Below are 24,459 nucleotides of genomic sequence, written 5' to 3'. Positions count from 1 at the left end.
AAACGCCAGAGGAACCTTTTCAGGTGGCGATGTATCGGTCGCGGCGGTGGTTGATTGCGAGGAATAGGTTGAAAACAGCGGCACCAAGGAAGGACCAGCCCAGAACATGCCAATCAAGAAACAACAGTGAGACAGTGAATAGCACGGCGTCGAAAATCAGTTGTGCGTAGCCGGCTTGGAACCCGGTGCGGTCTTGCAGGATCAGCCAAAGGATCGAGATCCCGCCAAAGCTGCCGCCGTGGCGGACAACGGCAAGGGCGGCGATGCCGAACAGGATGCCGAAGAGGACAGCAGCGAAGGCGGGTTGGATGTGCGAAAATGACAGCCAACGTGGCAGGATGGCGATGGCGAGGGATAGCAGGGCGACGCAGAGGAAGGTTTTCAGGGTGAATTCCAGCCCCATGCGCTTGTAGCCGAACCACAGGAACGGCAAGGATATGCTGAAATACACCGCCGAGAACGGCCATCCGGTGGCATAGCTGATCAGAGCTGCGACGCCGGTGGTTTGGCCTGCGATGAAGCCCATGTAGGTCAGGATGTGCATGCCGACGGCAGCCATACAGACGCCGAAGGCGATGCCTTGGGCGTCTTCGATGGCGGAATGGCGGTTGGCGTCGGTCATGGGGCTCTGTAATGCAGTTGCGGCATCTGTGTCAATAATACTGACCTATAATTGCCGTAAGAAAAAGGCCCGGAACCATCGTCCGGGCCTTTGTAGCTTAGCCTTGCAGGGCTTTGTTCAGATATTCGTCGACCTTTTCCAGATAGCCCATCGTGGTCAGCCATTTCTGATCGGGGCCAACCAGCAAAGCCAGATCCTTGGTCATCCAGCCGTCTTCCACCGCATCCACGGTGACTTTTTCAAGTGTGCTGGCAAAGCGCATCAGTTGTTCATTGCTGTCCAACTTGGCGCGGTGCTTCAGACCACCAGTCCAGGCGAAGATCGAAGCGATCGAGTTGGTGCTGGTCGCCTTGCCCTTCTGATGCTCGCGGAAGTGGCGGGTGACGGTGCCGTGCGCGGCTTCGGCCTCTACCGTCTGACCATCGGGGGTCATCAGGATCGAGGTCATCAGGCCGAGCGAGCCGAAGCCTTGTGCCACGGTATCGGACTGCACATCGCCGTCGTAGTTTTTGCAGGCCCAGACATAGCCGCCCGACCATTTCATCGCGGAGGCCACCATATCATCAATCAGGCGGTGTTCGTAATGGATGCCAGCGGCCTTGAATTGGTCTTCAAACTCCTCGGCGTAAACTTTGGCGAAGATGTCTTTGAAGCGGCCATCATAGGCTTTCAGGATGGTGTTCTTGGTCGACAGATACACCGGCCAGCCTTTGAGCAAACCATAGTTGAACGATGAACGCGCGAAGTCGTGGATAGAGTCGTCAAGGTTATACATGCCCATGTAAACGCCCGAGGACGGCGCCTGATAAACTTCTTTCTCGATCACCGTGCCATCGTCGCCGACGAATTTCATCGTCAGTTTGCCCGCACCGGGGAAGCGGAAATCGGTGGCTTTGTACTGATCGCCGAAAGCGTGACGGCCCACCACGATGGGTTTGGTCCAGCCCGGAACCAGACGGGGTACGTTTTTGCAGATGATCGGCTCGCGGAAGATCACGCCGCCCAAGATGTTGCGGATGGTGCCGTTGGGCGATTTCCACATCTGTTTCAGGCCGAATTCCTCAACCCGTTGCTCATCCGGGGTGATCGTGGCACATTTGACGCCGACACCGTATTTCTGGATCGCATGGGCGCTGTCGATGGTGATCTGGTCATTGGTGCGATCACGCTCTTCAATGCCCAGATCGTAATATTTCAGATCAATGTCGAGGTAGGGCAGGATCAGCTTTTGCTTGATGAAGTCCCAGATGATCCGGGTCATCTCGTCGCCGTCGAGTTCGACGACGGGATTCGCTACCTTAATCTTGGTCATGTCGGCCCCTTATGTTTGGTTGTGCTTGTGCAGGGTTTAGGTGAAAATCATCTGAAAGGGAAGATGGTATGCGACGGTATACCGAATTGTCGCGGGGTTATTTGAAAAAGTTGTGGGTCTTTGCGCGCACCCAATCCCACAGGCGTGGGGCACCTTTGGCGATTTTACTGCCGACGCGGGTTTCCAGCTGTTCAGCGGTGACGTTGTATTCGATCCAAGTGCCACCGCCCGATTGCAGGTTGGCCATCACTGGCTGCACGCGGTCTAGGGATTTGGCGAAGATGGCGTCGGGGGTTTGGGCTGCTTCAAACTCATCCCAGATCGCGCGAAGGTCGGAGCTTAGGTCATTGGGGAGGAGGCCGAAGATCCGATCAGCGGCGCGGGATTCGGCGGCTTGGGTCTCGGTGGAGGCATGGGCTTTGCCGTCTGCCGAATGGATCGGCACGTCGCCGACGTCGATCTCGACCAGATCATGCACCAGCAGCATCTTGATCACGCGGGAAATATCAACGCCGGGGGCGGCTTGGTCGGCCAGCACCAGCGCGTAAAGCGCCAGATGCCAACTATGTTCACCGGAGTTTTCGACCCGCGAGCCATCGCACAGGGTCGTGGCGCGCAGCACCGATTTCAGGCGATCTGCCTCATTCAGAAACGCGAATTGCGCTTCCAGCCGGGCCGTCAATGGCCGCTCTGCATATGGGGGCCGGGCGGGGGCGCTGTGCCTTCGCGTTTGGCTTTCAGCAAAGCGTCGATGTATTTGCGCCCGCGCTGTTCAGCGACGCGGACGCGGTAGGCGGTCAGGAACGCCTCTTGCATGGTCGGCGAGGCATCCAGCAGCACTTTGGACACCTTATCGGGCAGGCGGTGGTCGTCGAGTTCTTCCATCGCGGCGATCACGTCCCGGGCGAGCGCATCGCCCATATCCTCGACGACGCCCATTTAGCGGGTCACTTCCGTCAGACGACGCTTCACATAAGTAGAAACCGTGTCGATCATCGGCTTCATATGGGCTTCCTCATCCTTGAAGAAGTGATCGGCACCCTCGATCTGGGTATGGGTGACGGTAATGCCCTTCTGCTCGTGCAATTTGTTCACCAGATTGACGGTATCTTTCGGCGGTGCCACCTTGTCCGCGGTGCCGTTGATGATCAAGCCAGAAGCTGGGCAGGGTGCCAAGAAGCTGAAATCATACAGGTTCGCCGGGGGGGCGACCGAGATAAAGCCGGTGATTTCCGGGCGGCGCATCAGCAGTTGCATGCCGATCCACGCACCAAAGCTGAACCCGGCGACCCAGCAATGCTTGGCGTTTTGGTTCATGCTTTGCAGGTAATCCAAAGCGCTGGCTGCATCCGACAGCTCACCAATGCCCATGTCATATTCGCCTTGGCTACGCCCGACACCGCGGAAGTTGAACCGCATCACGGTGAAGCCAAGGTTGTAGAACGCATAATGCAGGTTGTAGACAACCTTGTTGTTCATCGTGCCGCCGTAAGCGGGATGCGGGTGCAGCACGATGGCAATAGGCGCATCACGCTCTTTTTGCGGATGGTATCGCGCTTCGAGGCGGCCTTCTGGGCCGGCGAAAATAACTTCGGGCATGTAAGCTCCGTGCCTGTTTTCTGAACGAATTGTTGACGAATTCGCTCGGATATACTAGAACCATTCTAAAGCGGCAAAACCGCTCATGGACTGGGGTTGAGTTAAGCGGACGCACCCCCGACGTCAATGGATAGTCACGAAATTGGGTGGGTGCTGGGCATGAAACTATCGACCAAGGGGCGTTACGCGATGGTGGCGCTGGCCGATCTGGCTTTGGCCGAGGTCAAAGGCGGCGATGAGCTGATGTCGCTGGCGGCGATTGCCAAGCGGCAGGATCTGTCACTGCCCTATCTGGAGCAGTTGTTTGTCAAGCTACGCCGCGCCGGGCTGGTCGAGGCGGTGCGCGGGCCGGGCGGCGGTTATCGTCTGGCGCGCAGCCCGGATTCCATTCGGATTTCCGAGGTGATGGAGGCGGTTGAGGAGAACGTCGATGCGATGCATTCCGGCGCCGGGGCCTCGGGTGGCGTGTCGGGAAGCCGTGCGCAAAGCCTGACCAACCGGCTGTGGGAGGGGCTTTCGGCGCATGTCTATGTGTTTTTGCACCAGACCCGGCTGTCAGACGTGATCGGCAATGCGATGACGCCGTGTCCTGCGGTGCCTGCTTTGTTCCGGGTGGTGGATGAGGTGGTGGACGAATGAGCCGGATTTACCTCGATTGGAACGCGACCACGCCGCTGCGCCCTGAAGCCCGCGCGGCGATGATTGCGGCGATGGAGGTGGTGGGCAATCCGTCTTCGGTGCATGCCGAGGGGCGGGCGGCGAAGGCGTTGATGGAACGCTCGCGCGGTAAGATCGCAAGTGCTTTGGGGGCAGAGGGCGCGGATATTGTGTTCACCTCGGGGGCAACCGAGGCTGCGGCTTTGGCTTGTGCCGGGCAGGGTCTGCGTTGTGCTGACGTGGAGCATGAGGCGGTTTCGGCTTGGTGTGATCCGGGGCTTTCGGTGGATTCGGATGGCAGGGTGACGGTGTTAGAGCCTGCTCGCACGGCGCTGCAACTGGCGAATTCCGAGACGGGCGTGGTGCAAGATTTGCCGCAAGGGCTGGCGGTTTCTGATTTGACTCAAGGCTTTGGCAAGCTGCCCTTGGCGTTCAATTGGCTGGGTTGCGACATGGGCTTGGTGTCCGCGCATAAGCTGGGCGGCCCGAAGGGTGTCGGCGCTTTGGTGCTGCGGCGGGGGCTGGACGTGGCCTCGCAACTGAAGGGCGGCGGGCAAGAGATGGGGCGGCGGGCTGGCACCGAAAACCTGATTGGCATCACGGGATTTGCAGCTGCGGCAGAGGCGGCTGCGCGGGATTTGGCGGATGGGGTTTGGGACCGCGTGGCGGAAATTAGAAATATTCTAGATTCAGCATTGTCCGCCATGGGATTTGAGATTATTTCAGTCGGGAATAGGGCGAAACGTTTGCCGAACACGTTGAACCTGATCGCGCCCGGTTGGAAGGGCGAGACGCAGGTAATGGCAATGGATCTGGCGGGGTTTGCGGTTTCAGCGGGCTCTGCCTGCTCCAGTGGCAAGGTGCGCGCCAGTCGGGTGCTGAAGGCGATGGGCTATGATGAGGCGGCGGCGGGTCAGGCGATCCGCATCTCGCTGGGGCCGAATGTGACGCAAGATAATGTGCTGCGCTTCGCCGAGGCCTGGGCGCGGGACTACAAACGGATACGTTCGCGCAACGCGTGAATATCAGGTGGCAACACCTTGGGATAAAAGGAATATGACGATGACCGATCTGGATCTGGAAGTGCGCGACGGGGTTGATCGTGAGACGATCGAGACCGTTCATGCGATGTCTGGCACCTATAAATACGGCTGGTCGACTGAGATTGAGATGGATTACGCGCCGAAGGGCGTGTCGGAAGACATCGTGCGGCTGATTTCATCGAAAAACGAAGAACCGGAATGGATGCTGGAATGGCGTCTGACCGCGTATCGGCGTTGGGTGCAGATGGAAGAGCCGCATTGGGCGATGCTGCACTATCCGAAAATCGACTATCAGGATCAGTATTACTACGCCAAGCCGAAAAGCATGGCGGTGAAGCCGAAGTCATTGGACGAGGTTGATCCGAAAATTTTGGCGACCTATAAGAAGCTTGGCATCCCATTGAAAGAACAGCTTATTCTTGCCGGGGTTGAGGGCGCTGAGACGATGGGCGAGCGGAAGGTCGCGGTCGATGCGGTGTTCGATTCCGTCTCGGTTGGCACCACGTTCAAGGCGGAACTGGCCAAAGCTGGGGTGATTTTCTGCTCGATTTCGGAAGCGATCAAAGAGCACCCGGAACTGGTGAAGAAATACATAGGCTCGGTGGTGCCGCAGTCGGATAACTTCTTTGCGACGCTGAATTCGGCGGTGTTTTCCGATGGCTCGTTTGTTTATATCCCGCCCGGCACCCGCTGCCCGATGGAGCTTTCGACCTATTTCCGCATCAATGCCGAGAACACCGGCCAGTTTGAGCGCACCTTGATCATCGCCGATAAAGGCAGCTATGTCAGCTACTTGGAAGGCTGCACCGCGCCAAAACGCGACACCAATCAGCTGCATGCGGCGGTGGTGGAACTGGTGATTTTGGAAGATGCCGAGGTGAAATACTCGACGGTGCAAAACTGGTATCCGGGCGATGAAAACGGGCTTGGTGGCATCTATAACTTCGTCACCAAACGCGCCGATTGCCGGGGCGACCGGGCGAAAGTGATGTGGACCCAAGTTGAGACTGGCTCCGCGATTACCTGGAAATACCCGTCCTGCATCCTGCGCGGTGATGATTCACAGGGTGAGTTTTACTCGATCGCCATCGCCAACAACGCCCAGCAAGCCGACACCGGTACCAAGATGGTGCATTTGGGCAAGCGCACGAAATCGCGTATTGTTTCCAAGGGCATATCGGCGGGCAGGGCGCAGAACACCTATCGTGGGTTGGTGTCGATGCACCCAAAAGCCACCGACAGCCGCAACTATACCCAATGCGACAGCCTGCTGATCGGCGATAAATGCGGCGCGCATACCGTGCCCTATATCGAGGTAAAGAACAATTCCAGCCGGGTGGAGCACGAGGCGACCACCAGCAAGGTGGATGAGGATCAGCTGTTCTATTGCCGCTCGCGCGGGATGGATGAGGAAGAAGCGGTGGCGCTGGTGGTGAACGGTTTCTGCAAGGAAGTTCTGCAAGCCCTGCCGATGGAATTTGCAATGGAAGCGCAAAGTCTGGTGGCGATCAGCCTTGAAGGCTCGGTCGGCTAAGAATTTGTGGCGCGCGGCTCTTTGGGGCTGCGCCAAGAGATGAATGAGGGAAAAATGCTCGAAATCAATAACCTGCACGTCAAACTTGAAGAAGAAGATAAAATCATTCTGCGCGGCGTTAACCTAAAGATCGGCGCTGGCGAAGTGCATGCGATCATGGGGCCAAACGGCTCGGGCAAATCGACGCTGTCTTACGTGCTGTCGGGCCGCGATGGCTATGTGGTGACAGAGGGTTCGGCCAAGCTTGAAGGTCAAGAGCTGCTGGAGATGGAGCCCGAAGCGCGGGCTGCGGCGGGGCTATTTTTGGCGTTTCAATACCCGGTGGAAATCCCCGGCGTCGGCAACATGACCTTTCTGCGCACCGCGGTGAACGCGCAGCGCAAGGCGCGCGGTGAGGCGGAAATCTCGGCGGGTGATTTCCTGAAACTGGTGCGGGAAAAGGCGAAGGCACTGCAAATTGATGCTGAGATGCTGAAGCGCCCGGTCAATGTCGGCTTCTCGGGCGGCGAGAAAAAGCGCAACGAGATCCTGCAAATGGCGATGCTGGAACCGAAGATGTGCATCCTGGACGAGACGGATTCCGGTCTGGATGTTGACGCGATGAAGCTGGTGGCGGAAGGCGTCAATGCCTTGCGCGGGGCAGGGCGTTCGTTCCTCGTTATCACGCATTATCAACGTCTTCTCGACCATATCAAACCTGATTTCGTGCATATCATGGCGGCGGGGCGGATCATCAAAACCGGCGGGCCAGAGCTGGCGCTGGAAGTTGAGAACAACGGCTATGCGGACCTTTTGGCGGAGGGTGTCTGATGGCGGTTTTGCAATCGAAGCAAGATGCGCTGCAGGCGCGGATTGCCGCTTTAAGCTTTGCACCGCAGGGCTGGCTGGGAGCTGCGCGCAGCGATGCTTTGGCGCGCCTGACCGCTATGGGGCTACCGGGAAAACGCGACGAGTACTGGCGTTACACCGATCCGACCGGGCTGAATGCGGTCGAGGCCGCCTCGGTCAATCTGTTCGATCCGGGCGACGAGCCTGCGCCGTTTAGCGGCGTGGATCGGTTGAAGATCGTATTTGTCGATGGCGTGTTTGATGCCAGCCAATCCGATGCTCTGGCACTGGAGGGCGTGAAGATTGAGCGGCTGTCTGACGCGGCTGAGGCTGATATTCACTGGGCGAGTGGACTTTATGGCGTGCTGGAAACCCGTGGCCAAAGCCCGGTGCAGCGTCCCTTCGCGGCACTGAATTCGGCTTTTGCGGGTGATGGCCTGCTGATCCGGGTGACGCAGACGCCATCTAAGCCTATTTCTTTGATTTACCAACACAAAGCAATGACTTCTGACGTGACCCTGCATCACTGCATTAAGGTTGAATCCGGTGCGGAGGTGACCATTCTGGAGAACGGAGCGGCTGCGGCGCGCTTAAATCATGTGATGGAGATTGAGGTCGCCGATGGCGCGCGCTTTCATCACATCCGCGCACAGGGCCGGGCGCATACACGGCAAGCGGTGACGCATCTGTTTGCCCGCATTGGCCGCAATGCGGCGTTCAAATCTTTCACCCTGACCGCCAATGGCCGTCTGACCCGCAACGATGCGGTGCTGGAACTGCTTGGCGCGGATTCGGTGGCGCATGTCGCGGGCGCGGCTTTGGGTGACGGTGATTTCCACCACGATGACACCGTGTTCATCACCCATGCCGCCGAGCGCTGCGAAAGCCGGCAGGTGTTCAAAAAAGTGCTGAAAAACGGCGCGATTGGGGTGTTTCAGGGCAAGATTCTGGTCAAACAGGGCGCGCAGAAGACCGATGGCTATCAGATCAGTCAGGCGTTGATGCTGGATGGCGACAGCCAGTTTCTCGCCAAACCCGAGCTGGAAATCTACGCCGATGATGTGAAATGCAGCCACGGTTCGACCTCGGGTGCGATTGACGAAACCGCTTTGTTCTACCTGCGCTCGCGTGGGGTGCCACTGCGGCAAGCGCAATCGCTGCTGGTGCTGGCGTTCTTGGCCGAGGCGATTTCTGAAATCGAAGACGAGGTGATTTCCGAAGACATCCGGCAGCGGCTGCAAAGCTGGCTGGCGCGTCACGAGCATTAAATGTCAGTGACAACCGATATTGTGCAGGCGTGGCGGCAGCCGAAAGCGGTGATGCGGCGACATTTGCAGCGGCCCAAATCCGAGCCGTTTGCCTTCAGTCTGCTGGTGGCGTTTATGGTGTTGGCTTTCGTGGCGCGTTGGCCTTTCCTTTCGCGGCAGACAGTGCTTCAGCCCGACGTGCCGATGGTGCAGCGGTTGGTGGGGGCAGGGCTGGCGATGCTTGCTTTGATCCCGGCATGGTATCTGTTGGCGACGATAAGCCATTGGATTGCTAAAGCAATGGGCGGGCAGGGGAGTTATTACTCTGCGCGGCTGGCGTTGTTCGCGGCGCTTTTGACGGTGACGCCGGGGATGCTACTGCATGGTTTAGTGGCTGGCATGATTGGGCCGGGGACGCAGGCAAATCTGGTGGCCGGGCTGGTTTTTATGGGCTTTGTCTGGATCTGGATTTCGATGTTGCGGGAAGCGGAGCGTGGAGATGCAAGCTGATCTGACGCTTTTGCTGCAACAAAGTCTGCAAAGCCCGCGCAGCGCCGCCCGCCGCTTGCTGGATTGGCAGTTTCCGGCATCGACGGCCGTTCTGGCGATTGCGCTGATGGCAGTGATTTCGGCGGGTCTAACTGGGGTTTCCATGTTGGTGGCACCCGAGCAGATCGACCCAAACATTTTTCAAATGTTTCAAAATCCGCTGCAAGTTGCTGTGCTGCAGGGCTTGGTAATGCTGGTGATGGCGATGCTGGTGCAAGGCATCGGGCGGATGTTCGGGGGCAGGGGCCGCTTGACCGATGCGCTGGTGTTGATCGCTTGGACCGAGGCTTTGCTGAGCCTGTTGCAACTGGGGCAGATCGTGCTGGTGGTGCTGTCGCCATCTTTGGCCGCCGCTTTGGGCCTGTTCGGATTGGTGTTGTTTCTCTGGGTGTTGGCGAGTTTTATCGCCGAGTTGCACGGCTTTGGCTCGGTCGGCAAAGTGCTGTTTGGCCTGATCGCCACAGTGTTTGTGCTGGCGTTCGCAATGGCGGTGCTGACGGTGGCCCTGATGGGGATGAAAGGCTGATCATGTATGATATCGCGAAAATTCGCAGCGATTTCCCGATCTTGGCTCGGCAAGTCAATGGCAAGCCGTTGGTCTATCTCGACAACGGGGCCTCGGCGCAAAAGCCGAAAGCGGTGATTGAGGCGGTGAATCAAGCCTATTCAATGGAATATGCGAATGTTCACCGTGGCTTACACTACCTTTCTAATCTTGCGACTGACAAGTATGAAGCCACGCGTGGCAAGATAGCGCGCTTTCTTAACGCAGGCTCCGAGCATGAGATTGTGTTTACCACGGGTGCTACGGAAGGCATTAATCTGATTTCCTACGCTTGGGCGGCACCGCGGTTTCAAGCGGGCGATGAGATCGTGCTGTCGATCATGGAGCATCACGCCAATATCGTACCGTGGCATTTTCTGCGTGAACGCTTGGGGGTGGTACTGAAATGGGTCGAGGTCGATGCCAAGGGTGATCTGGATCCGCAAGCGGTGCTGGATGCGATCACACCGCGCACCAAGTTGATCGCAATTACCCATATGTCCAATGTGTTAGGCACCATTGTTGATGTAACCGCAATCTGCCGGGGTGCGCAGGCGCGGGGCGTGCCGGTGCTGGTCGATGGCAGCCAAGCGGCGGTGCATAGCACAGTGGATGTGCAAGCGATTGGCTGCGATTTCTATGCGATCACCGGACATAAGCTATACGGGCCAAGTGGTTCTGGCGCGTTCTTCATCAAGGCGGATCGGATGGCCGAGATGCGGCCCTTCCTTGGTGGCGGTGATATGATACGCGAGGTGACGCGCGATAGCGTGATCTATAACGATCCTCCGATGAAGTTTGAGGCCGGCACGCCGGGCATCGTGCAGCAGATCGGCCTGGGCGTGGCTTTGGACTATCTGACAGGTCTAGGCATGGAAAATATTGCCGCCCATGAGCGCGGTTTGCGCGACTATGCCCGCGCGAAACTGGCTGGGCTGAACTGGTTGAGCGTGCAGGGAACGTCGGAAACCAAGGGCGCGATTTTCTCTTTTACGCTGCAAGGTCAAGCACATGCGCATGATATCTCCACCGTGCTGGACAAGCGCGGCATTGCGGTGCGGGCGGGCACGCATTGTGCGATGCCGTTAATGCAGCACTTCGGTGTCGGGGCAACATGCAGGGCGTCGTTCGGCCTTTACAACACCACCGAGGAGGTCGACGCGCTGATCTCGGCTTTGGAGTTGTGTCACGAGCTTTTCGGCTGATTTCGCGTTGCAGCCCAAGGCGGTAACCGTTATAGCAGTCGCAGGCACCCATAGCTCAGCTGGATAGAGTGTCGCCCTCCGAAGGCGAAGGTCGCACGTTCGAATCGTGCTGGGTGCACCAACTCTCTGAAATGTAAGAAATCTTGAGCAGGGTGTGGGATTGTCGCTGCAGTTTCTAATTCAGTTGCGACGTCGAAAAGCGGTTTTATTACGCCCCCCTTGTGTGAGCTATGAGATGCTCGCGGAACATTTCTGCCGGGGTGCGATAGCCCAGGCATTTGCGGGGGGTGGCGTTAAGCCGGTCGCAAAGGCTTGCTATCGTGTCATCTGGCAGGGTCAGGATCACCGTGTCCGGTGGCAGGTAACGGCGCACCCTTTTGTTCATGTTCTCGACCGATCCCTTTTGCCACGGAGCCTTTGGATCGCAGAACCAGGTCTGGGTCCCTATGCCCTTTTCCAGCTCGCGCCATGAGACGAACTCCAGACCGCGATCAAAGGTCAGGCTGCGGCGCGCGAATTGGGGCAGGGGAGACATCAGATCAATCAGCCGATTCATGATCGGCTTGGAGCGGCGATCATTGTTGCGAAACAGGACTGTGAAACGCGTCTTTCGCTCCACCATTGTGGTCACATTAGCAGGGCCGTGCTCCTTGCGGAAAATCATCAGGTCTGCCTCCCAGTGTCCGAATTCCTGCCGGGAATTGACAGCGTCCGGTCGATACCGGATTGCGGAAGCCTCTGGAAATACAAGACTTCTCGGCTTTCGTGCATAACGGGGCTTCCGCTTACGCCGACGCTCGGGCAGATAACGGGCCAGATCCTGGCTTTGACCCTCCGGGGAGTAGACGAAGCGATAAATAGTCTCATGGCACAGCCGATAAGGTGCAACAGGTTCGGCTTTCAGGCGACCCGCAATCTGCTCTGGCGACCATCCGGACTTCAGTCGATCGACAACGGCATCGCGAAGCTCCCGATGCAGCACCAGCTTTTGATACCTGCGGCGACGATCCTGCGACAGCTTCTGTGCCGTCAGCGGCCAATACCCGTCAGCCTGCGGAACCTCCACATCATGCCACCAGTTACGCCTTATCTCGCGGTAGATTGTAGAGCGATGCCGCGACAGCACGCGCGCAATCTCGGCAATCCGCGTCTTGTGGTGCAGCAGGCGGGCGAGAACCTTGCGCTCTTCAATATTCAGCTCGACATGTGAATTGATCATGGAAATCTCCATCCAATCATTTGAAGTTACTCATTTGTCGCAGCTGAAAATAGAATGTCCCGAGTTATGCCTAATTATCCGATAATCAATATTATGTAATATAACTGCCATGTAGGACTGGACCAAAGATGCCAAAACGCCTATGAACCCGCAACTTGTACCCAGATGGAACCTGCTATGACCTTCAGCCGCCAGATCAAGATTGCGCCCTCTATCCTTGCCGCCGACTTTGCCAACTTTGGGGCTGAGTGTCGTGCGATTGAGGCTGAGGGCGCGGATTGGGTGCATGTCGATGTGATGGATGGGCATTTCGTGCCGAACATCACTTTTGGGCCTGCGACCTGTGCGGCGATCCGGCCGCATATCACGGGCTTCATGGATGTGCATCTGATGATCGCTCCGGTCGACAGTTACATTGAGGCGTTTGCTGCGGCTGGCGCGGATCTGATCTCGGCGCATCTGGAAGCTGGTCCGCATATTCACCGCACGCTGCAAGCCATTCGTGCGACGGGAAAAAAGGCTGGGCTGGCGATCAATCCGGGAACTGGGATTGATGCTGTGGCCCATCTGCTGGACATGGTGGATATGGTCTGTGTGATGACGGTCAATCCGGGCTTTGGCGGGCAGAAATTTATCCATTCGCAGCTGGATAAGGTGCACAGCCTGCGCAAGATGATTGGCGATCGGCCGATCCATATTGAAATTGACGGCGGCGTGACGGTGGAAACCGCGCCTTTGGTGGTGGCGGCTGGCGCAGATGTTCTGGTGGCGGGTTCTGCGGTGTTCAAGGGCGGCTCGGTGGCTAACCCTGCGCCGTACGGCATTAATATTGCGGCAATCCGGGCGGCGGCCACAGCTTAAGCGTACAACCCTGCCCTGCATTTTTCTCGACTTGCGGCGGATTCGCGCCTATGGATCAGTGCGGGGATACAGCCGGACAGGACAGATCGTGACAGCAGGCTACGCGCTGTTGGTGAATATTGCGCAAAGCACCAGTGCCGACGATGTCTGGCGGCTGGCGACGCGGTATTTTGCTTCACTGGGCTTTGGGCTGGTGAACTATGGTTTCACCCGATTTAGATCGACCCGCACCATTGGCGACCCGGATGACGCGCTGTTTCTGACCACGGGATCTGAGGCCTATGCCAAGGGCTATTTCCGTAATGGGTTCTATGCCAAGACCCCGGCGTTTCGCTGGGCGCAGAACAATGAGGGTGCATGCACCTGGACTTGGGTGCGCGAGGCGATGCTGGCGGGCAGGCTGAGTGCCGAGGAAATCGAAACGGTGAAGCACAACGTCGCGATGGGCATAACCGCTGGAATTTCTATCAGCTTTCCCGAAACCTCGGCGCGGGCCAAGGGCGCGCTGGGGCTGATCGCCGATCCGGGGATCAGCGTGGAAGCCGTAGATGCACTGTTTGCTGAAAAGCATGATGAGTTGCTGGCCGTCGCCAATATGCTGCATTTGCGGCTGATCCAACTGCCGTTTTCCAACCGTCGGCGTGCCTTGACCACCCGCCAGCGTGAGGCTTTGGAATGGGTCGCCGATGGTAAGACCAGCCAGGATGTGGCGCTGCTGATGGGGGTTTCGGCGGCAATGGTGGAAAAACACCTGCGCCTTGCGCGGGACACTTTGTCGGTAGACACCACGGCACAGGCCGTGGCGAAAGCAGCCCTTATGAACCTGATCTTTCAGCGCAATCCAACCGATGCCAGCCCTGTTCCAGTGGCCGCAAGGTAAGGATTACCCGACTAGGCTGACGTTGCGTAAACTGACATCCTGACCTTGTTCCGTGAGTGGAGGCTTCGGCCTTTGGGACAGCAGGCGATGTCGGTTTGCATTTTCAGACAGGACATCCCTGCACAAATTGGGGGCGCTCCCCCTGCCCCAGACTGGCGTTGCGGCTTATTCAGCCCGCAGTGCCACCAGATGCGCTGACCCTCATCCCCGTGGTGCGGCGCAGGACGGCACAGCCCCCGGAGCTGTGCCGTCTTTTCTTTACGTCCTTGGCACCAAAAGCAAAAGGGCCGGTGTTGCCACCAGCCCCCTCACCTAAAGATCGTCGAAAAGATCAGGCCGAAACCATTTTCGCAACTTCTGCTGCGAAATCTTCTTCTTTCTTCTCGATGCCTTCGCCCACGCCCATACGGACGAAGCCGAGGATCTCAACGCCAGCCTGCTTTGCAGCTTCGGCCACGGTGATTTCTGGGTTCATCACGAACATCTGGCCCATCAGGGTGTTTTCCGCGAGGAATTTCTTCATCCGGCCGGGAATGATGTTGTTCTGGATCACCGCATCGGGCTTCGGCTTGGCCGAGGCTGCGTTTTCTTCCAGCGCTTTCGAGGTTTGCACCGCCAATTCACGCTCAACCACAACCGGGTCAAGATCGGCTTCGGACAAAGCCAGCGGGTTGGTGGCTGCAACGTGCATGGCAACTTGCTTGGCGAAAGTGTGCTCGCTGCCTTTGATCGCAACCAGAACGCCAATACGGCCAAGGCCGTCAGCAACCGAGTTGTGAACGTAAGCGGCGACGTGATCGCCTTCGATCGAGGCCATGCGACGCAGGTTCATGTTCTCGCCGATGGTGGCAACGGCTTCCGAGATCACGACATGCACCGGTTGGCCAGCCAGATCAGCGTTTTTCAGCTCTTCAACGCTATTGGCGCGGAAAGCGGTTTTGGTGATGTTGTGGACCATGGCTTGGAAGTCAGCATTCTTGCCAACGAAGTCAGTTTCCGAGTTGATCTCAACCGCGACGCCACGACCACCGGAAACGGCGATGCCAACCAGACCTTCGGCGGCCACACGGTCAGCTTTCTTGGCGGCTTTCGCCAGACCCTTGGTGCGCAGCCAATCGACCGCCGCTTCCATATCGCCATTGGTTTCGACCAAGGCTTTTTTCGCATCCATCATGCCTGCGCCGGTGCTGTCGCGCAGTTCTTTTACCATTTGTGCGGTGACGGTCATGTCGTGTCTCCTGAAATTCAAGAAATGAGTGCGGCGGGAAGCTGGTTTGATGCCATATCCCCGCCGTATATCAGTCGCGTAACAGCCGCTTAGGCGTCAGCGATGGCTTCTTCTTCCGGTGCGGTTTCCAGCGCGCCAAGGTCGATACCAGCGGCGCCCATTTGTGCCGACATGCCGTCCAAAGCTGCCTTTGCGATCAGCTCGCAATACAGTTGGATCGCGCGGGCCGCGTCGTCGTTGCCGGGGATCACATAATCCACGCCTTTGGGCGAGTTGTTGGTGTCGACGATGCCGACAACCGGGATGCCCAGTTTTTGCGCTTCCAAGATCGCCAAATCTTCTTTGCCAACATCAATGACAACGATCAGATCTGGGGTGCCACCCATCTCACGAATGCCGCCCAGCGAGGCTTGCAGCTTGGACTGGTCGCGTTCCATCATCAAACGCTCTTTCTTGGTCAGGCCTTCGCCGCCTGCGCCCAAGAGTTCGTCGATGGTTTTCAGACGCGCGATCGACTGGGAAACGGTTTTCCAGTTGGTCAGTGTGCCACCCAGCCAGCGGTGGTTCATGTAGAACTGCGCGCAACGCTCGGCAGCCTCAGCCACCGGCTTTTGCGCCTGGCGCTTGGTGCCGACGAACAGGATGCGGCCGCCTTTGGCGACGGTATCGCGCACGACTTTCAGCGCCGCGTCCAGCAAAGGAACGGTCTGCGTCAGGTCGAGAATATGGATGCCATTGCGGTCGCCGTAGATATACGGGCCCATTTTGGGGTTCCAGCGTGCGGTCTGGTGGCCGTAGTGAACGCCTGCTTCAAGCAGCTGACGCATGGAGAACTCGGGTAGAGCCATGTCTTATCCTTTTCCGGTTTCAATCCTCGGTGAAGCTGTCTCAGACCTGCTGGTCCAACCGGCGGAGTTTACGGGATTTTTCCCCGCAAAGCCCAAGCCTCACCTGTGAAGTGAGGGGGCTTTAGCCGAAGGTCGGCGGGGATGCAAGCGGATAGTATGGAGGTTAGCGCGGCTTTGAAGCCGTGAGCGTTGGTTGCAGCAAGGGTTCCGCGCATGGAAATTTTACCATGGCACAGTTGCGGAAAACCGCTCTGCGCTCAATGCTGATGATGCAAACAACTCCGTCCAATCGCCGCGACATGCCGCAGGTCGGTGCCGCAGCAGCCGCCCACTACATGCAGCCCCGGCAGCATGTGCAAAAGCTGATGATAGTCCTGCGCCAGTTCGTCAACGTCGCCGTCATCTAGTTCGCTTGCCTCGTCCAGCTCGGCATGACTGCGGCGTGAGGCATTGGCGCGCAGCGACCCGATCCGCTCCACCCAATCGCCGTGCAGAATATCGCGGAAATGCGCGGGATGCGCGCAGTTGATGCCATACCACAGCGGCGCTGCATCGGTGGCGTCATCGGTGCGGTGGATGGCATCGGCAAGGCTCATGCCGCTGATCAGGCGGCCATCGGTTTCGACGGTGAACGACAAAGTTACCGGCTGATCAAACTCGTTTGCTGCTTTGGCAATGCCGATGGCTTCGCCATGCGACGACAGCGTCATCGCACTGATCAAATCGACGCCAGCGGCGGCCAGGACAGCAACCTGACGATGGTGATAATTTTGCGCGACCTCTGCGGAAAGCACCTGCTGCGGCGCATAGGCATCGCCGTGCGGGCCGATCACCCCATTGATCAGGATCGGCTGCTGCTGGGGCCGATCCGCCCGCAGGGATTGCACCAGCGTCACGGCCTCGCGGTTGATCGCATCAATCTGCTCGGGTGCCAAACCCATCACCTGCCCCCATCCTGCACTGGCCCGCCACGTCGGGGTGTCGAGGATGAAGCCCGCCTGTTGCGCTGCGGCCTCATCCAAAAACGCGGTGTAATATTTTGTCAGCGCCGCGCGGCCTGTCTCACTATCCAATAAGGTAAAAGACGCGAATTGCGGCAGATCGATCCCTTCATGAAACACCATCACGGTTTCCATGCCACCGTCGGTCAGAAACATCTGATCGCCGATATCGCTCAGCAGATGACGAGACTTGCTGTGCATGCCGGCCTCCTTCATTTTTAATCGGATGCCGCATTTTATCACGAATGCTTCATTTCTGTCGCATAGAGAAAATCATGGAAAACCAGTGACCTTGTGGCAGCGCGCTCGCGTCCACCGGGAAAGTCGGTTTGCTTTGGAAAAACAAAAGGGGGCCGGGATGGATCAGGTGGATATGCTGGTGATCGGCTCTGGGCCCGCAGGGCGGCGGGCGGCGGTGCAATCGGCCAAACTGGGTAAGTCGGTGCTGGTGGTGGACAAGGGGCGGCGGTTGGGCGGGGTTTCGGTGCATACTGGCACCATTCCATCGAAGACCCTGCGCGAGACGGTGTTGAACCTGTCGGGCTGGCGCGAGCGTGGGTTTTATGGCCGTGGCTACCGGGTGAAGCAGGATATTCAGGCCTCCGATCTGGTGCAGCGCTTGCGTAAGACCCTCGACCACGAGGTTGAGGTGTTGCAGCACCAATTCATGCGCAACATGGTGCAGAGCATCTTTGCCACCGCGCGGTTTCTCGATGCCAACCGGGTGGAGTTGACCACCGAAGCGGGTGAGGTCAGCCAGGTTGGCTTTCAGCACGCGTTGATCGCCGTCGGCACGCGACCGCATCGGCCGGACAACGTGCCGTTCGATAAGCTCCGCGTGTTTGACAGCGATGAGTTTCTGGAATTGGAGAAGCTGCCGCGCACCCTGACGGTGATTGGTGGCGGGGTGATCGGGGTGGAATATGCCACGATCTTTTCGGCTTTGGATGTGCCGGTGACGCTGATTGAAACCCGCGACAGCATTCTGGATTTCGTTGACCGCGAGATCGTCGATGATTTCATCCATCAGATGCGCGAACGCGGCATGAGCATACGGTTGGGATCGGCGGTGAAAGAGATCACCTCGGGGACCGCTGGCGTTGATGTAATGTTGGCCGATGGCCGCCGTGTTCATTCCGAGATCCTGCTTTATGCGGCGGGACGGACGGGGAATGTGGCAAGCTTGAACCTCGAGACGGTGGGGATTGAGATTGACAGTCGGGGTCGGTTGCAGGTCGATCCAAACACCTTCCAGACCTCAACCCCGAATATCTACGCGGCGGGCGATGTGATTGGGTTTCCAAGCCTCGCCTCCACCTCGATGGAACAAGGCCGGGTCGCGGCCTGTCATGCTTTTGGCATCACCCTGCCGCCACCGCCGGAAACCTTCCCCTATGGCATTTATGCGGTGCCCGAGATTTCCACCGTGGGGCTGTCGGAAGAACAGGTGCGTGCGCAGGGCATTGCATATGAATGTGGCATCGCGCGGTTTCGGGAAACCTCGCGCGGGCATATCATTGGGGTGGCGGCTGGCTTTCTGAAGCTAATTTTCGATGTGAGCACGCGGCGGTTGCTGGGGGCGCATATCGTCGGCGAGGGTGCAACCGAGTTGATCCATATCGGTCAGGCGGTGATCAACCTGCATGGCACGGTGGATTTCTTCGCGCAGAACACCTTCAACTATCCGACCCTGGCTGAGGCCTATAAGGTTGCGGGTCTGGATGCGTGGAACCGTATGGGGCAAGTCTAAGCGTGTCGCCTTGAGTTTCCGCGCCAACTTTGCGATGACGGCGCTATGACACCAGACATCCTCTGCATCGGGTCCGTCTTATGGGACATCATCGGCCGCTCGTCCATCGCGATGCGGCTTGGCTCGGACGTGCCGGGGCGGATCACCCGTTTGCCGGGTGGGGTGGCTATGAATATCGCGATGACGCTCAGCCGGTTTGGGTTGACCCCTGCCCTGCTCTCTGCCGTGGGGCAGGATGAAGAAGGCCATGAGTTGATCGCTGCGTGTCAACGTATGGGCATGGTCACTGATCATCTCTACCGATCAGAAGACCTGCCAACCGACCGCTATATGGCGATTGAGGGCGCAAACGGCTTGATCGCCGCGATTGCCGACGCCCATTCGCTGGAGGCCGCGGGGGATAAGATTTTGCGACCCTTGGCGGATGGCAGGCTTGGATCGGAAGCAAAGCCGTGGTCCGGTATGGTGGCTTTGGACGGCAATCTGACTGTCGCACTTTTGTCCGAGATCGCTCATTCGCCGCTGTTCGCCTGTGCCGATCTGCGCGTGGCCCCGGCCAGCCCCGGCAAAGCCGAGCGGTTGCTGCCACTGCTCAACCACCCTACCGCGACGTTCTATGTGAACCTTGAAGAAGCCGGTTTGATCGGCCACGCGCGCTATGAAACCGCCGCCGATGCCGCCGAAGGCCTGCTGACGCATGGCGCTTCGCATGTGCTGGTGACAAACGGCGGCAAAACCTGCGCCGAGGGTCGTCGCGGTGCAGGCGTGATCACCGCCGCGCCGCCGCTCGTCATGGTCACCAGAATTACCGGAGCGGGCGATACCTTAATGGCCGCCCATATCGTCGCCGAACGTCAAGGCTGCGCGCGAGAGGTGGCGCTTGCCACCGCCCTGCAAGCCGCCGCCATCTATGTTTCAGGAGAACAACCGTCATGACCCTTGATCTGCTCAGCTTCTCGCCCGAAGTCGCCGCCGCGCGGGACGCTGGCACCGCCATCGTGGCGTTGGAATCCACCATCATCACGCATGGGATGCCGTTTCCGCAAAATGTCGAAGCCGCCCGCGCTGTTGAGGCCGAGATTCGCGCACATGGCGCCACGCCTGCGACCATCGCGGTGATGGGCGGGCGGATTTTGATCGGGCTGACCGATGCGCAGTTGGATGCGTTGGGCCAAGCCCCAGAGGTGATGAAAATCTCGCGCGCCGATATTGCCGCTTGTATCGCAAAAGGTGCTGTCGGGGCGACGACGGTGGCCGCGACGATGATCTGCGCGAAGCTGGCTGGGATCGACGTGTTTGCCACCGGTGGCATTGGTGGTGTGCATCGCGGTGCCGAGCTGTCGTTTGATATTTCCGCCGACCTGCCGGAACTTGGCGAAACTGCTGTTACGGTGATCGCTGCCGGGGCGAAAGCCATCCTCGATCTGCCAAAAACGCTGGAATATCTCGAAACCAAAGGCGTGCCGGTGATCGCCTTCGGTCAGGATGCGTTTCCGGCGTTCTGGTCGCGCGACTCGGGGCTGAAAGCGCCGTTGCGGATGGATACGGCGGCGGAAATCGCGAGCGCCCAGCTGATGCGGACGCGGTTGGGTCTGCCGGGGGGGCAGTTGGTGGCCAACCCGATCCCGCTTGCCGATGAAATCCCGCGCGAGGAAATCAACCCGGCGATTGAGCAGGCTTTGGCCGAGGCGGCGGCGCAAGGCATCGCCGCAAAAGAAGTCACGCCTTTCCTGCTGCACCGCATCTTCGAGTTGACCGAGGGTCGCTCGCTGGTTTCCAACATCGCCCTTGTTTTGAACAACGCGCGGCTTGGGGCGGCAATTGCGCGCGAAATCGTGGCGCAGCGCGGGTAAGGCCATTGTGATGGCGCGGGCGGCTGCTTAGGTTGCCGTCAAACTCAGGAGACTTCATGGCTGACCCTGCCCCGCGCCGCTCGATGTTTGCTGGCTTTCGTGCCTCGTTCCTCACCGGGTTGGTGGTGGTGCTGCCGGTTGGGCTGACGATCTATGTCGTCTGGGGGGTGATCGGCTATATCGACGGCTGGATCCTGCCGTTGATCCCCGCCAATTATCAGCCCGAGGCTTTTCTGCACAGCTGGTTTGGCCCCGAGGTGAACTTTCCGGTGCGCGGTGTGGGCGTGCTGGTGTTTTTGGTGTTCACAGCGCTGGTCGGTTGGCTCGCGCGCGGGCTGATCGGGCGCACCGTGATGCGGCAGGCAGAGAATGTGGTGGACCGGGTGCCGCTGGTGCGCTCGATCTATTCGGGGGTGAAACAGATCACCGAGACTTTCTTTGCCAAGTCTGAGAAAAGTTTTGAGCGCACCTGTCTGGTCGAGTTTCCCCGTGCCGGATATTGGGCGGTGGGGATGGTGGCGACGACCCCTAAGGGGGAAATTGCCGCCAAACTGCCGGGGGGGACGCCGATGGTGGCGGTGTTTGTGGGTCTTACCCCGATGACCTCGGGGATGCTGTTGTTCGTGCCGGAACGGGACGTGATTTTTCTGGATATGAAGGCGGATGAGGCGGTGAAGATGATCGTCTCGGCAGGGTTGGTCTATCCACAGCCGAAGGAAACCGTGGCGGCGCTGGCGGCGAAATAGCGGTTGTCCACGCGTGGACAGAGCTTTGGTTTCTATGTTTTCAAGGACTTAGGCCGGGTCCATTAACCCGGCCTTAACTGTTACAGCGCTGTCCAGCCGCCATCGACCGAGATCGTGGTGCCCGTGACCTGATCCGCGGCGCTGGAGCACAGATAGACCGTGGTGCCGCCGATCTGTTCCACCGTGGCAAATTGGCGCGACGGTTGGCGCAGCAGCATGACTTCGCGAATGACGGTCTCGCGGTCCATGCCATGCACTTTCATCTGATCGGGGATTTGCGCCTCAACCAGCGGTGTCAGCACATAGCCCGGGCAAATGGCGTTGCAGGTGATGCCCTGCCCTGCGGTTTCCAGCGCCACGGTTTTTGACAGGCCGACCACGCCATGTTTGGCGGCGATATAGGCGGATTTGAACGGGCTGGCGGTCAGGCCATGCGCCGAGGCGATGTTGACGATGCGGCCCCAGCCTTTGGCGCGCATTGCAGGCAAAGCGGCAGCCGTGGTGTGGAACGTCGAGGTCAGGTTGATCGCGATGATCTGATCCCATTTCTCGGTTGGAAATTCTTCGATCGGCGCGACAAACTGGATACCGGCGTTGTTCACCAGAATATCGCAGCCGCCAGCTTTCTCGATCAGCGCGCGGCAATCGGCACCCTTTGACATATCGGCGGCGATGTAGCGCACCACGACGCCATGGCGTGCCGCCAGATCCGCCGCCAAGGCATGATCCTCCGCCCGGTCGGTGAAGCTGTTCAGCACCACATCCGCCCCGGCGCGGGCGAGTTCTTCGGCCACACCCAGACCGATACCCGAGTTGGAGCCAGTGATGATCGCGCGTTTTCCCTGAAGCATATCGCCCCCCCCTTTTTGCTGAGGCGACGCTACATGCTGCATCTGCAAAGGGGAACCAAAACTGCCAAAAAAAACGCCCGCACGAAGCGGGCGTTAAGTTATTGAGGCAGGTTTCATACAGGCAAGAAACCTATCGAGCAGTAGGTATCTTATAGCCTTGTTGGCGGCGCACTCCAAGTTAAAAGTTTGAAAAGGTTGGATTGCCCGCATAGGTTGGGGGTCAATAAAAACAGGCTGCGGGGGATTGTTGCCAGAATGAACCGGGATTTTTTCGCTATTTTGCGCAGCTTTGGGCTTGGTCTGGCGCTGATCACCACCCCCGGAATTGGGGGGGGATTCGCGCAGGCGGACCCCACGCACGGCATAGCTATGTATGGCGAGCCTGCCCTGCCACCGGATTTTGTGTCGCTGCCCTATGCCAATCCCGATGCCCCCAAGGGCGGCCGCATCGTGATGGGCGAGAACGGCAACTTTGATTCGATGAACCCGTTCATCCTGAAAGGCCGCGCGCCAACGGGGATTTCTTTGTTCACCACCGAGACGCTTTTGGGGCGTTCCTTCGCTGAACCGTTCTCGCTGTACGGGATTCTGGCCGAATCGGTTGATACGGACGCGGCGCGGACCTACGTCGAATTTACTTTGCGTGAGGGGGCGAAGTTCTCGGACGGCAACCCAGTGACGGTGGAAGATGTGCTGTGGTCGTTTGAAACCTTGGGAACATTGGGCAATCCACGCTATGCGCCGGCGTATAAGGCGGTGGCGAAAGCCGAGAAAACCGGTGACAGGAAAGTGAAGTTCACCTTCGGGGCCGAGAACCGCGAGCTGCCGCTGCTGCTGGGTTTGCGCCCGATTTTGGAAAAGGCGCAGTGGGTGGGGCGGGATTTCAGTGCCACCACGATGGAGCCGCCGATTGGGTCTGGCCCCTATATGGTGGATAAATTCGAGGCCGGGCGCTTTGTCAGCTATAAGAAAAACCCGGATTGGTGGGGCAAGGATCTGGCATTCTATAAGGGGATGCACAATTTTGACGAGATCCGGGTGGAGTATTTCGGCAATCCGGATGTGCATTTTGAGGCGTTCAAATCGGGCGATCTGAGCAGCTATCGCGAGACCAATCCGATGAAATGGCAGCAGAACTATGGCTTTCCGGCGGTGGTGGCGGGCGATGTGGTGAAAGACGAGATTCCACATCAGCGGCCCTCGGGGATTGACGGCTTTGTGTTCAACACCCGTAAGCCAATTTTTGCCGATTGGCGGGTGCGTGAGGCGTTGATCGACGTGTTCAACTTCGAGCTGATCAACCAGACCCTCAACGGTGGCGCTGTGCCGCGAATCACCAGCTATTACAGCAACTCCGAGCTTGCGGGCGATGTGGTCAATCCGGCGCAGGGCAAGATCTTGGCGCTGCTGGAGACGTATAAGGCCGATCTGCTGCCCGGCGCGATTGAAGGCTATGCCCTGCCCGTCTCGGACGGCAAACCCACCAACCGGGCGAATTTGCACAAGGCGAATGCGTTGCTGGAGCAGGCCGGATGGACGGTGCAGGATGGGGTGTTGAAGGATGCCAAGGGGGTACCGTTTACGTTTGAGATCCTGCTGACCAATGGCGCGGATGATTATATCTCCGCGGCGAACATCTATATCGAGGCTTTGGCGAAGATCGGCGTGCAGGCCAAGCTGACCACGGTGGATGCGGCGCAATATACCGAGCGGACGAACCTTTATGATTTCGACATGACGCAGCAGCTCATTGCGTTGTCGCTGTCACCGGGGACCGAGCAGTTGCGGTATTGGGACGGTGCCAATGGGGCCGCTCCGGGGTCGCGCAACTGGGCGGGGATTCATTCTGCGGCGGTGGATGGCTTGGTACAGACCATGCTGTCGTCAACGGACCGCGCGGATTTTGTGGCGGCGGTGCAGGCACTAGACCGGGTTTTGACGAGCGGTCGCTATTTTGTGCCGCTCTGGTATCAAAATATTGGCCGCATCGCCCATGCCAAGCAGTTGCATTTCCCCGAAAAATTGCCAATTTACGGCGACTGGCCGGGGTTTCAGCCTGAGGTCTGGTGGTATCAGGAGTAG

Annotated in this window: 25 protein-coding genes and 1 tRNA gene; 16 read left to right on the top strand and 10 right to left on the bottom strand. The window is 58.6% G+C overall.

What is annotated here, in order from left to right:
- Positions 1–19: 19 nt before the first annotated feature.
- From ACS5RD_RS15860 to ACS5RD_RS15840, 5 genes are all read right to left on the bottom strand, one after another.
- On the bottom strand, positions 20–622 hold the full coding sequence (locus ACS5RD_RS15860) for a YitT family protein (RefSeq protein WP_489928202.1): 603 nt from the start codon (positions 620–622) through the stop codon (positions 20–22).
- Positions 623–719: 97 nt separating this feature from the next.
- Positions 720–1,934 (bottom strand): NADP-dependent isocitrate dehydrogenase, encoded by a 1,215-nt coding sequence (locus ACS5RD_RS15855; RefSeq protein WP_489928201.1) that lies wholly within the window; start codon positions 1,932–1,934, stop codon positions 720–722.
- Positions 1,935–2,031: 97 nt separating this feature from the next.
- Complete coding sequence (locus ACS5RD_RS15850; protein WP_489928200.1) at positions 2,032–2,616, bottom strand: HD domain-containing protein; 585 nt, start codon at positions 2,614–2,616, stop codon at positions 2,032–2,034.
- Complete coding sequence (locus tag ACS5RD_RS15845; protein WP_054006089.1) at positions 2,613–2,873, bottom strand: hypothetical protein; 261 nt, start codon at positions 2,871–2,873, stop codon at positions 2,613–2,615. Before ACS5RD_RS15845 ends, ACS5RD_RS15850 begins: the two co-directional genes overlap by 4 nt.
- Complete coding sequence (locus ACS5RD_RS15840; RefSeq protein WP_054006090.1) at positions 2,874–3,533, bottom strand: alpha/beta hydrolase; 660 nt, start codon at positions 3,531–3,533, stop codon at positions 2,874–2,876.
- A gap of 159 nt (positions 3,534–3,692) precedes the next feature.
- Between ACS5RD_RS15840 and iscR the strand changes: the two genes are divergently transcribed.
- From iscR to ACS5RD_RS15795, 9 genes are all read left to right on the top strand, one after another.
- Positions 3,693–4,172: a Fe-S cluster assembly transcriptional regulator IscR gene (gene iscR, locus ACS5RD_RS15835; protein ID WP_489928199.1), complete on the top strand. Its 480-nt coding sequence runs from the start codon at positions 3,693–3,695 to the stop codon at positions 4,170–4,172.
- Positions 4,169–5,212: a cysteine desulfurase family protein gene (locus ACS5RD_RS15830; RefSeq protein ID WP_489928198.1), complete on the top strand. Its 1,044-nt coding sequence runs from the start codon at positions 4,169–4,171 to the stop codon at positions 5,210–5,212. Before iscR ends, ACS5RD_RS15830 begins: the two co-directional genes overlap by 4 nt.
- 34 nt (positions 5,213–5,246) lie before the next feature.
- The gene (gene sufB, locus ACS5RD_RS15825; RefSeq protein WP_054006093.1) at positions 5,247–6,767 is read left to right on the top strand and encodes a Fe-S cluster assembly protein SufB; all 1,521 of its coding nucleotides are present in this window, start codon (positions 5,247–5,249) and stop codon (positions 6,765–6,767) included.
- 54 nt (positions 6,768–6,821) lie between these two features.
- The gene (gene sufC, locus ACS5RD_RS15820) at positions 6,822–7,577 is read left to right on the top strand and encodes a Fe-S cluster assembly ATPase SufC (RefSeq protein WP_489928197.1); all 756 of its coding nucleotides are present in this window, start codon (positions 6,822–6,824) and stop codon (positions 7,575–7,577) included.
- A complete protein-coding gene (sufD, locus tag ACS5RD_RS15815) occupies positions 7,577–8,863 on the top strand; it encodes a Fe-S cluster assembly protein SufD (protein ID WP_489928196.1) in 1,287 nt (428 codons plus the stop codon). The genes sufC and sufD overlap by 1 nt, the downstream gene beginning before the upstream one ends.
- Positions 8,864–9,352 (top strand): Yip1 family protein, encoded by a 489-nt coding sequence (locus ACS5RD_RS15810; RefSeq protein WP_489928195.1) that lies wholly within the window; start codon positions 8,864–8,866, stop codon positions 9,350–9,352.
- On the top strand, positions 9,342–9,917 hold the full coding sequence (locus ACS5RD_RS15805; RefSeq protein ID WP_489928194.1) for a Yip1 family protein: 576 nt from the start codon (positions 9,342–9,344) through the stop codon (positions 9,915–9,917). Before ACS5RD_RS15810 ends, ACS5RD_RS15805 begins: the two co-directional genes overlap by 11 nt.
- Positions 9,918–9,919: 2 nt before the next feature.
- Complete coding sequence (locus ACS5RD_RS15800; RefSeq protein WP_489928193.1) at positions 9,920–11,140, top strand: cysteine desulfurase; 1,221 nt, start codon at positions 9,920–9,922, stop codon at positions 11,138–11,140.
- A gap of 44 nt (positions 11,141–11,184) precedes the next feature.
- Positions 11,185–11,261 (top strand) — tRNA-Arg (locus ACS5RD_RS15795).
- A gap of 87 nt (positions 11,262–11,348) precedes the next feature.
- Here ACS5RD_RS15795 and ACS5RD_RS15790 read toward each other — a convergent pair.
- Positions 11,349–12,359, bottom strand: a complete 1,011-nt coding sequence (locus ACS5RD_RS15790; RefSeq protein ID WP_489928192.1) for an IS30 family transposase — start codon at positions 12,357–12,359, stop codon at positions 11,349–11,351.
- Positions 12,360–12,536: 177 nt separating this feature from the next.
- Here ACS5RD_RS15790 and rpe point away from each other — a divergent pair, with 177 nt between their 5' ends.
- Together rpe and ACS5RD_RS15780 are read left to right on the top strand one after the other, a co-directional pair.
- Positions 12,537–13,220, top strand: coding sequence for a ribulose-phosphate 3-epimerase (gene rpe, locus ACS5RD_RS15785; protein WP_489928191.1), 684 nt, complete (start codon positions 12,537–12,539; stop codon positions 13,218–13,220).
- An 88-nt stretch (positions 13,221–13,308) separates the two neighbouring features.
- Entirely contained in the window at positions 13,309–14,100 is a 792-nt protein-coding gene (locus tag ACS5RD_RS15780) for a helix-turn-helix transcriptional regulator (protein WP_489928190.1), read from the top strand.
- A gap of 331 nt (positions 14,101–14,431) precedes the next feature.
- Here ACS5RD_RS15780 and tsf read toward each other — a convergent pair whose 3' ends face one another.
- From tsf to ACS5RD_RS15765, 3 genes are all read right to left on the bottom strand, one after another.
- The gene (gene tsf, locus ACS5RD_RS15775; RefSeq protein ID WP_489928189.1) at positions 14,432–15,328 is read right to left on the bottom strand and encodes a translation elongation factor Ts; all 897 of its coding nucleotides are present in this window, start codon (positions 15,326–15,328) and stop codon (positions 14,432–14,434) included.
- An 89-nt stretch (positions 15,329–15,417) separates the two neighbouring features.
- Positions 15,418–16,176, bottom strand: a complete 759-nt coding sequence (gene rpsB / locus ACS5RD_RS15770) for a 30S ribosomal protein S2 (protein WP_054006100.1) — start codon at positions 16,174–16,176, stop codon at positions 15,418–15,420.
- 257 nt (positions 16,177–16,433) lie between these two features.
- On the bottom strand, positions 16,434–17,378 hold the full coding sequence (locus ACS5RD_RS15765) for a homocysteine S-methyltransferase family protein (protein ID WP_489928188.1): 945 nt from the start codon (positions 17,376–17,378) through the stop codon (positions 16,434–16,436).
- Positions 17,379–17,535: 157 nt separating this feature from the next.
- Here ACS5RD_RS15765 and sthA point away from each other — a divergent pair, with 157 nt between their 5' ends.
- From sthA to ACS5RD_RS15745, 4 genes are read left to right on the top strand one after another with little or no spacing between them, the layout of a single operon-like run.
- A complete protein-coding gene (gene sthA / locus ACS5RD_RS15760) occupies positions 17,536–18,927 on the top strand; it encodes a Si-specific NAD(P)(+) transhydrogenase (protein ID WP_489928187.1) in 1,392 nt (463 codons plus the stop codon).
- Between the two features lie 45 nt (positions 18,928–18,972).
- Positions 18,973–19,863, top strand: a complete 891-nt coding sequence (locus ACS5RD_RS15755) for a PfkB family carbohydrate kinase (RefSeq protein ID WP_489928186.1) — start codon at positions 18,973–18,975, stop codon at positions 19,861–19,863.
- Positions 19,860–20,780, top strand: coding sequence for a pseudouridine-5'-phosphate glycosidase (locus ACS5RD_RS15750; protein WP_489928185.1), 921 nt, complete (start codon positions 19,860–19,862; stop codon positions 20,778–20,780). The genes ACS5RD_RS15755 and ACS5RD_RS15750 overlap by 4 nt, the downstream gene beginning before the upstream one ends.
- Before the next feature lie 56 nt (positions 20,781–20,836).
- Positions 20,837–21,526 carry a DUF502 domain-containing protein gene (locus ACS5RD_RS15745; RefSeq protein WP_082351571.1) on the top strand — a complete coding sequence of 230 codons (690 nt, stop codon included), beginning with the start codon at positions 20,837–20,839 and terminating at the stop codon, positions 21,524–21,526.
- An 80-nt stretch (positions 21,527–21,606) separates the two neighbouring features.
- Here the strand turns inward: ACS5RD_RS15745 and ACS5RD_RS15740 are convergent, their stop codons facing one another.
- Positions 21,607–22,377, bottom strand: a complete 771-nt coding sequence (locus ACS5RD_RS15740) for a 3-hydroxybutyrate dehydrogenase (protein WP_489928184.1) — start codon at positions 22,375–22,377, stop codon at positions 21,607–21,609.
- 255 nt (positions 22,378–22,632) lie between these two features.
- Between ACS5RD_RS15740 and ACS5RD_RS15735 the strand changes: the two genes are divergently transcribed.
- Positions 22,633–24,459: an extracellular solute-binding protein gene (locus ACS5RD_RS15735; RefSeq protein WP_489928183.1), complete on the top strand. Its 1,827-nt coding sequence runs from the start codon at positions 22,633–22,635 to the stop codon at positions 24,457–24,459.

Source organism: Cypionkella sp. PAMC25878 (assembly GCF_058135695.1).
Note: the sequence above shows the minus strand (reverse complement) of the source record. Positions and strands in the feature narration are given on the sequence as shown.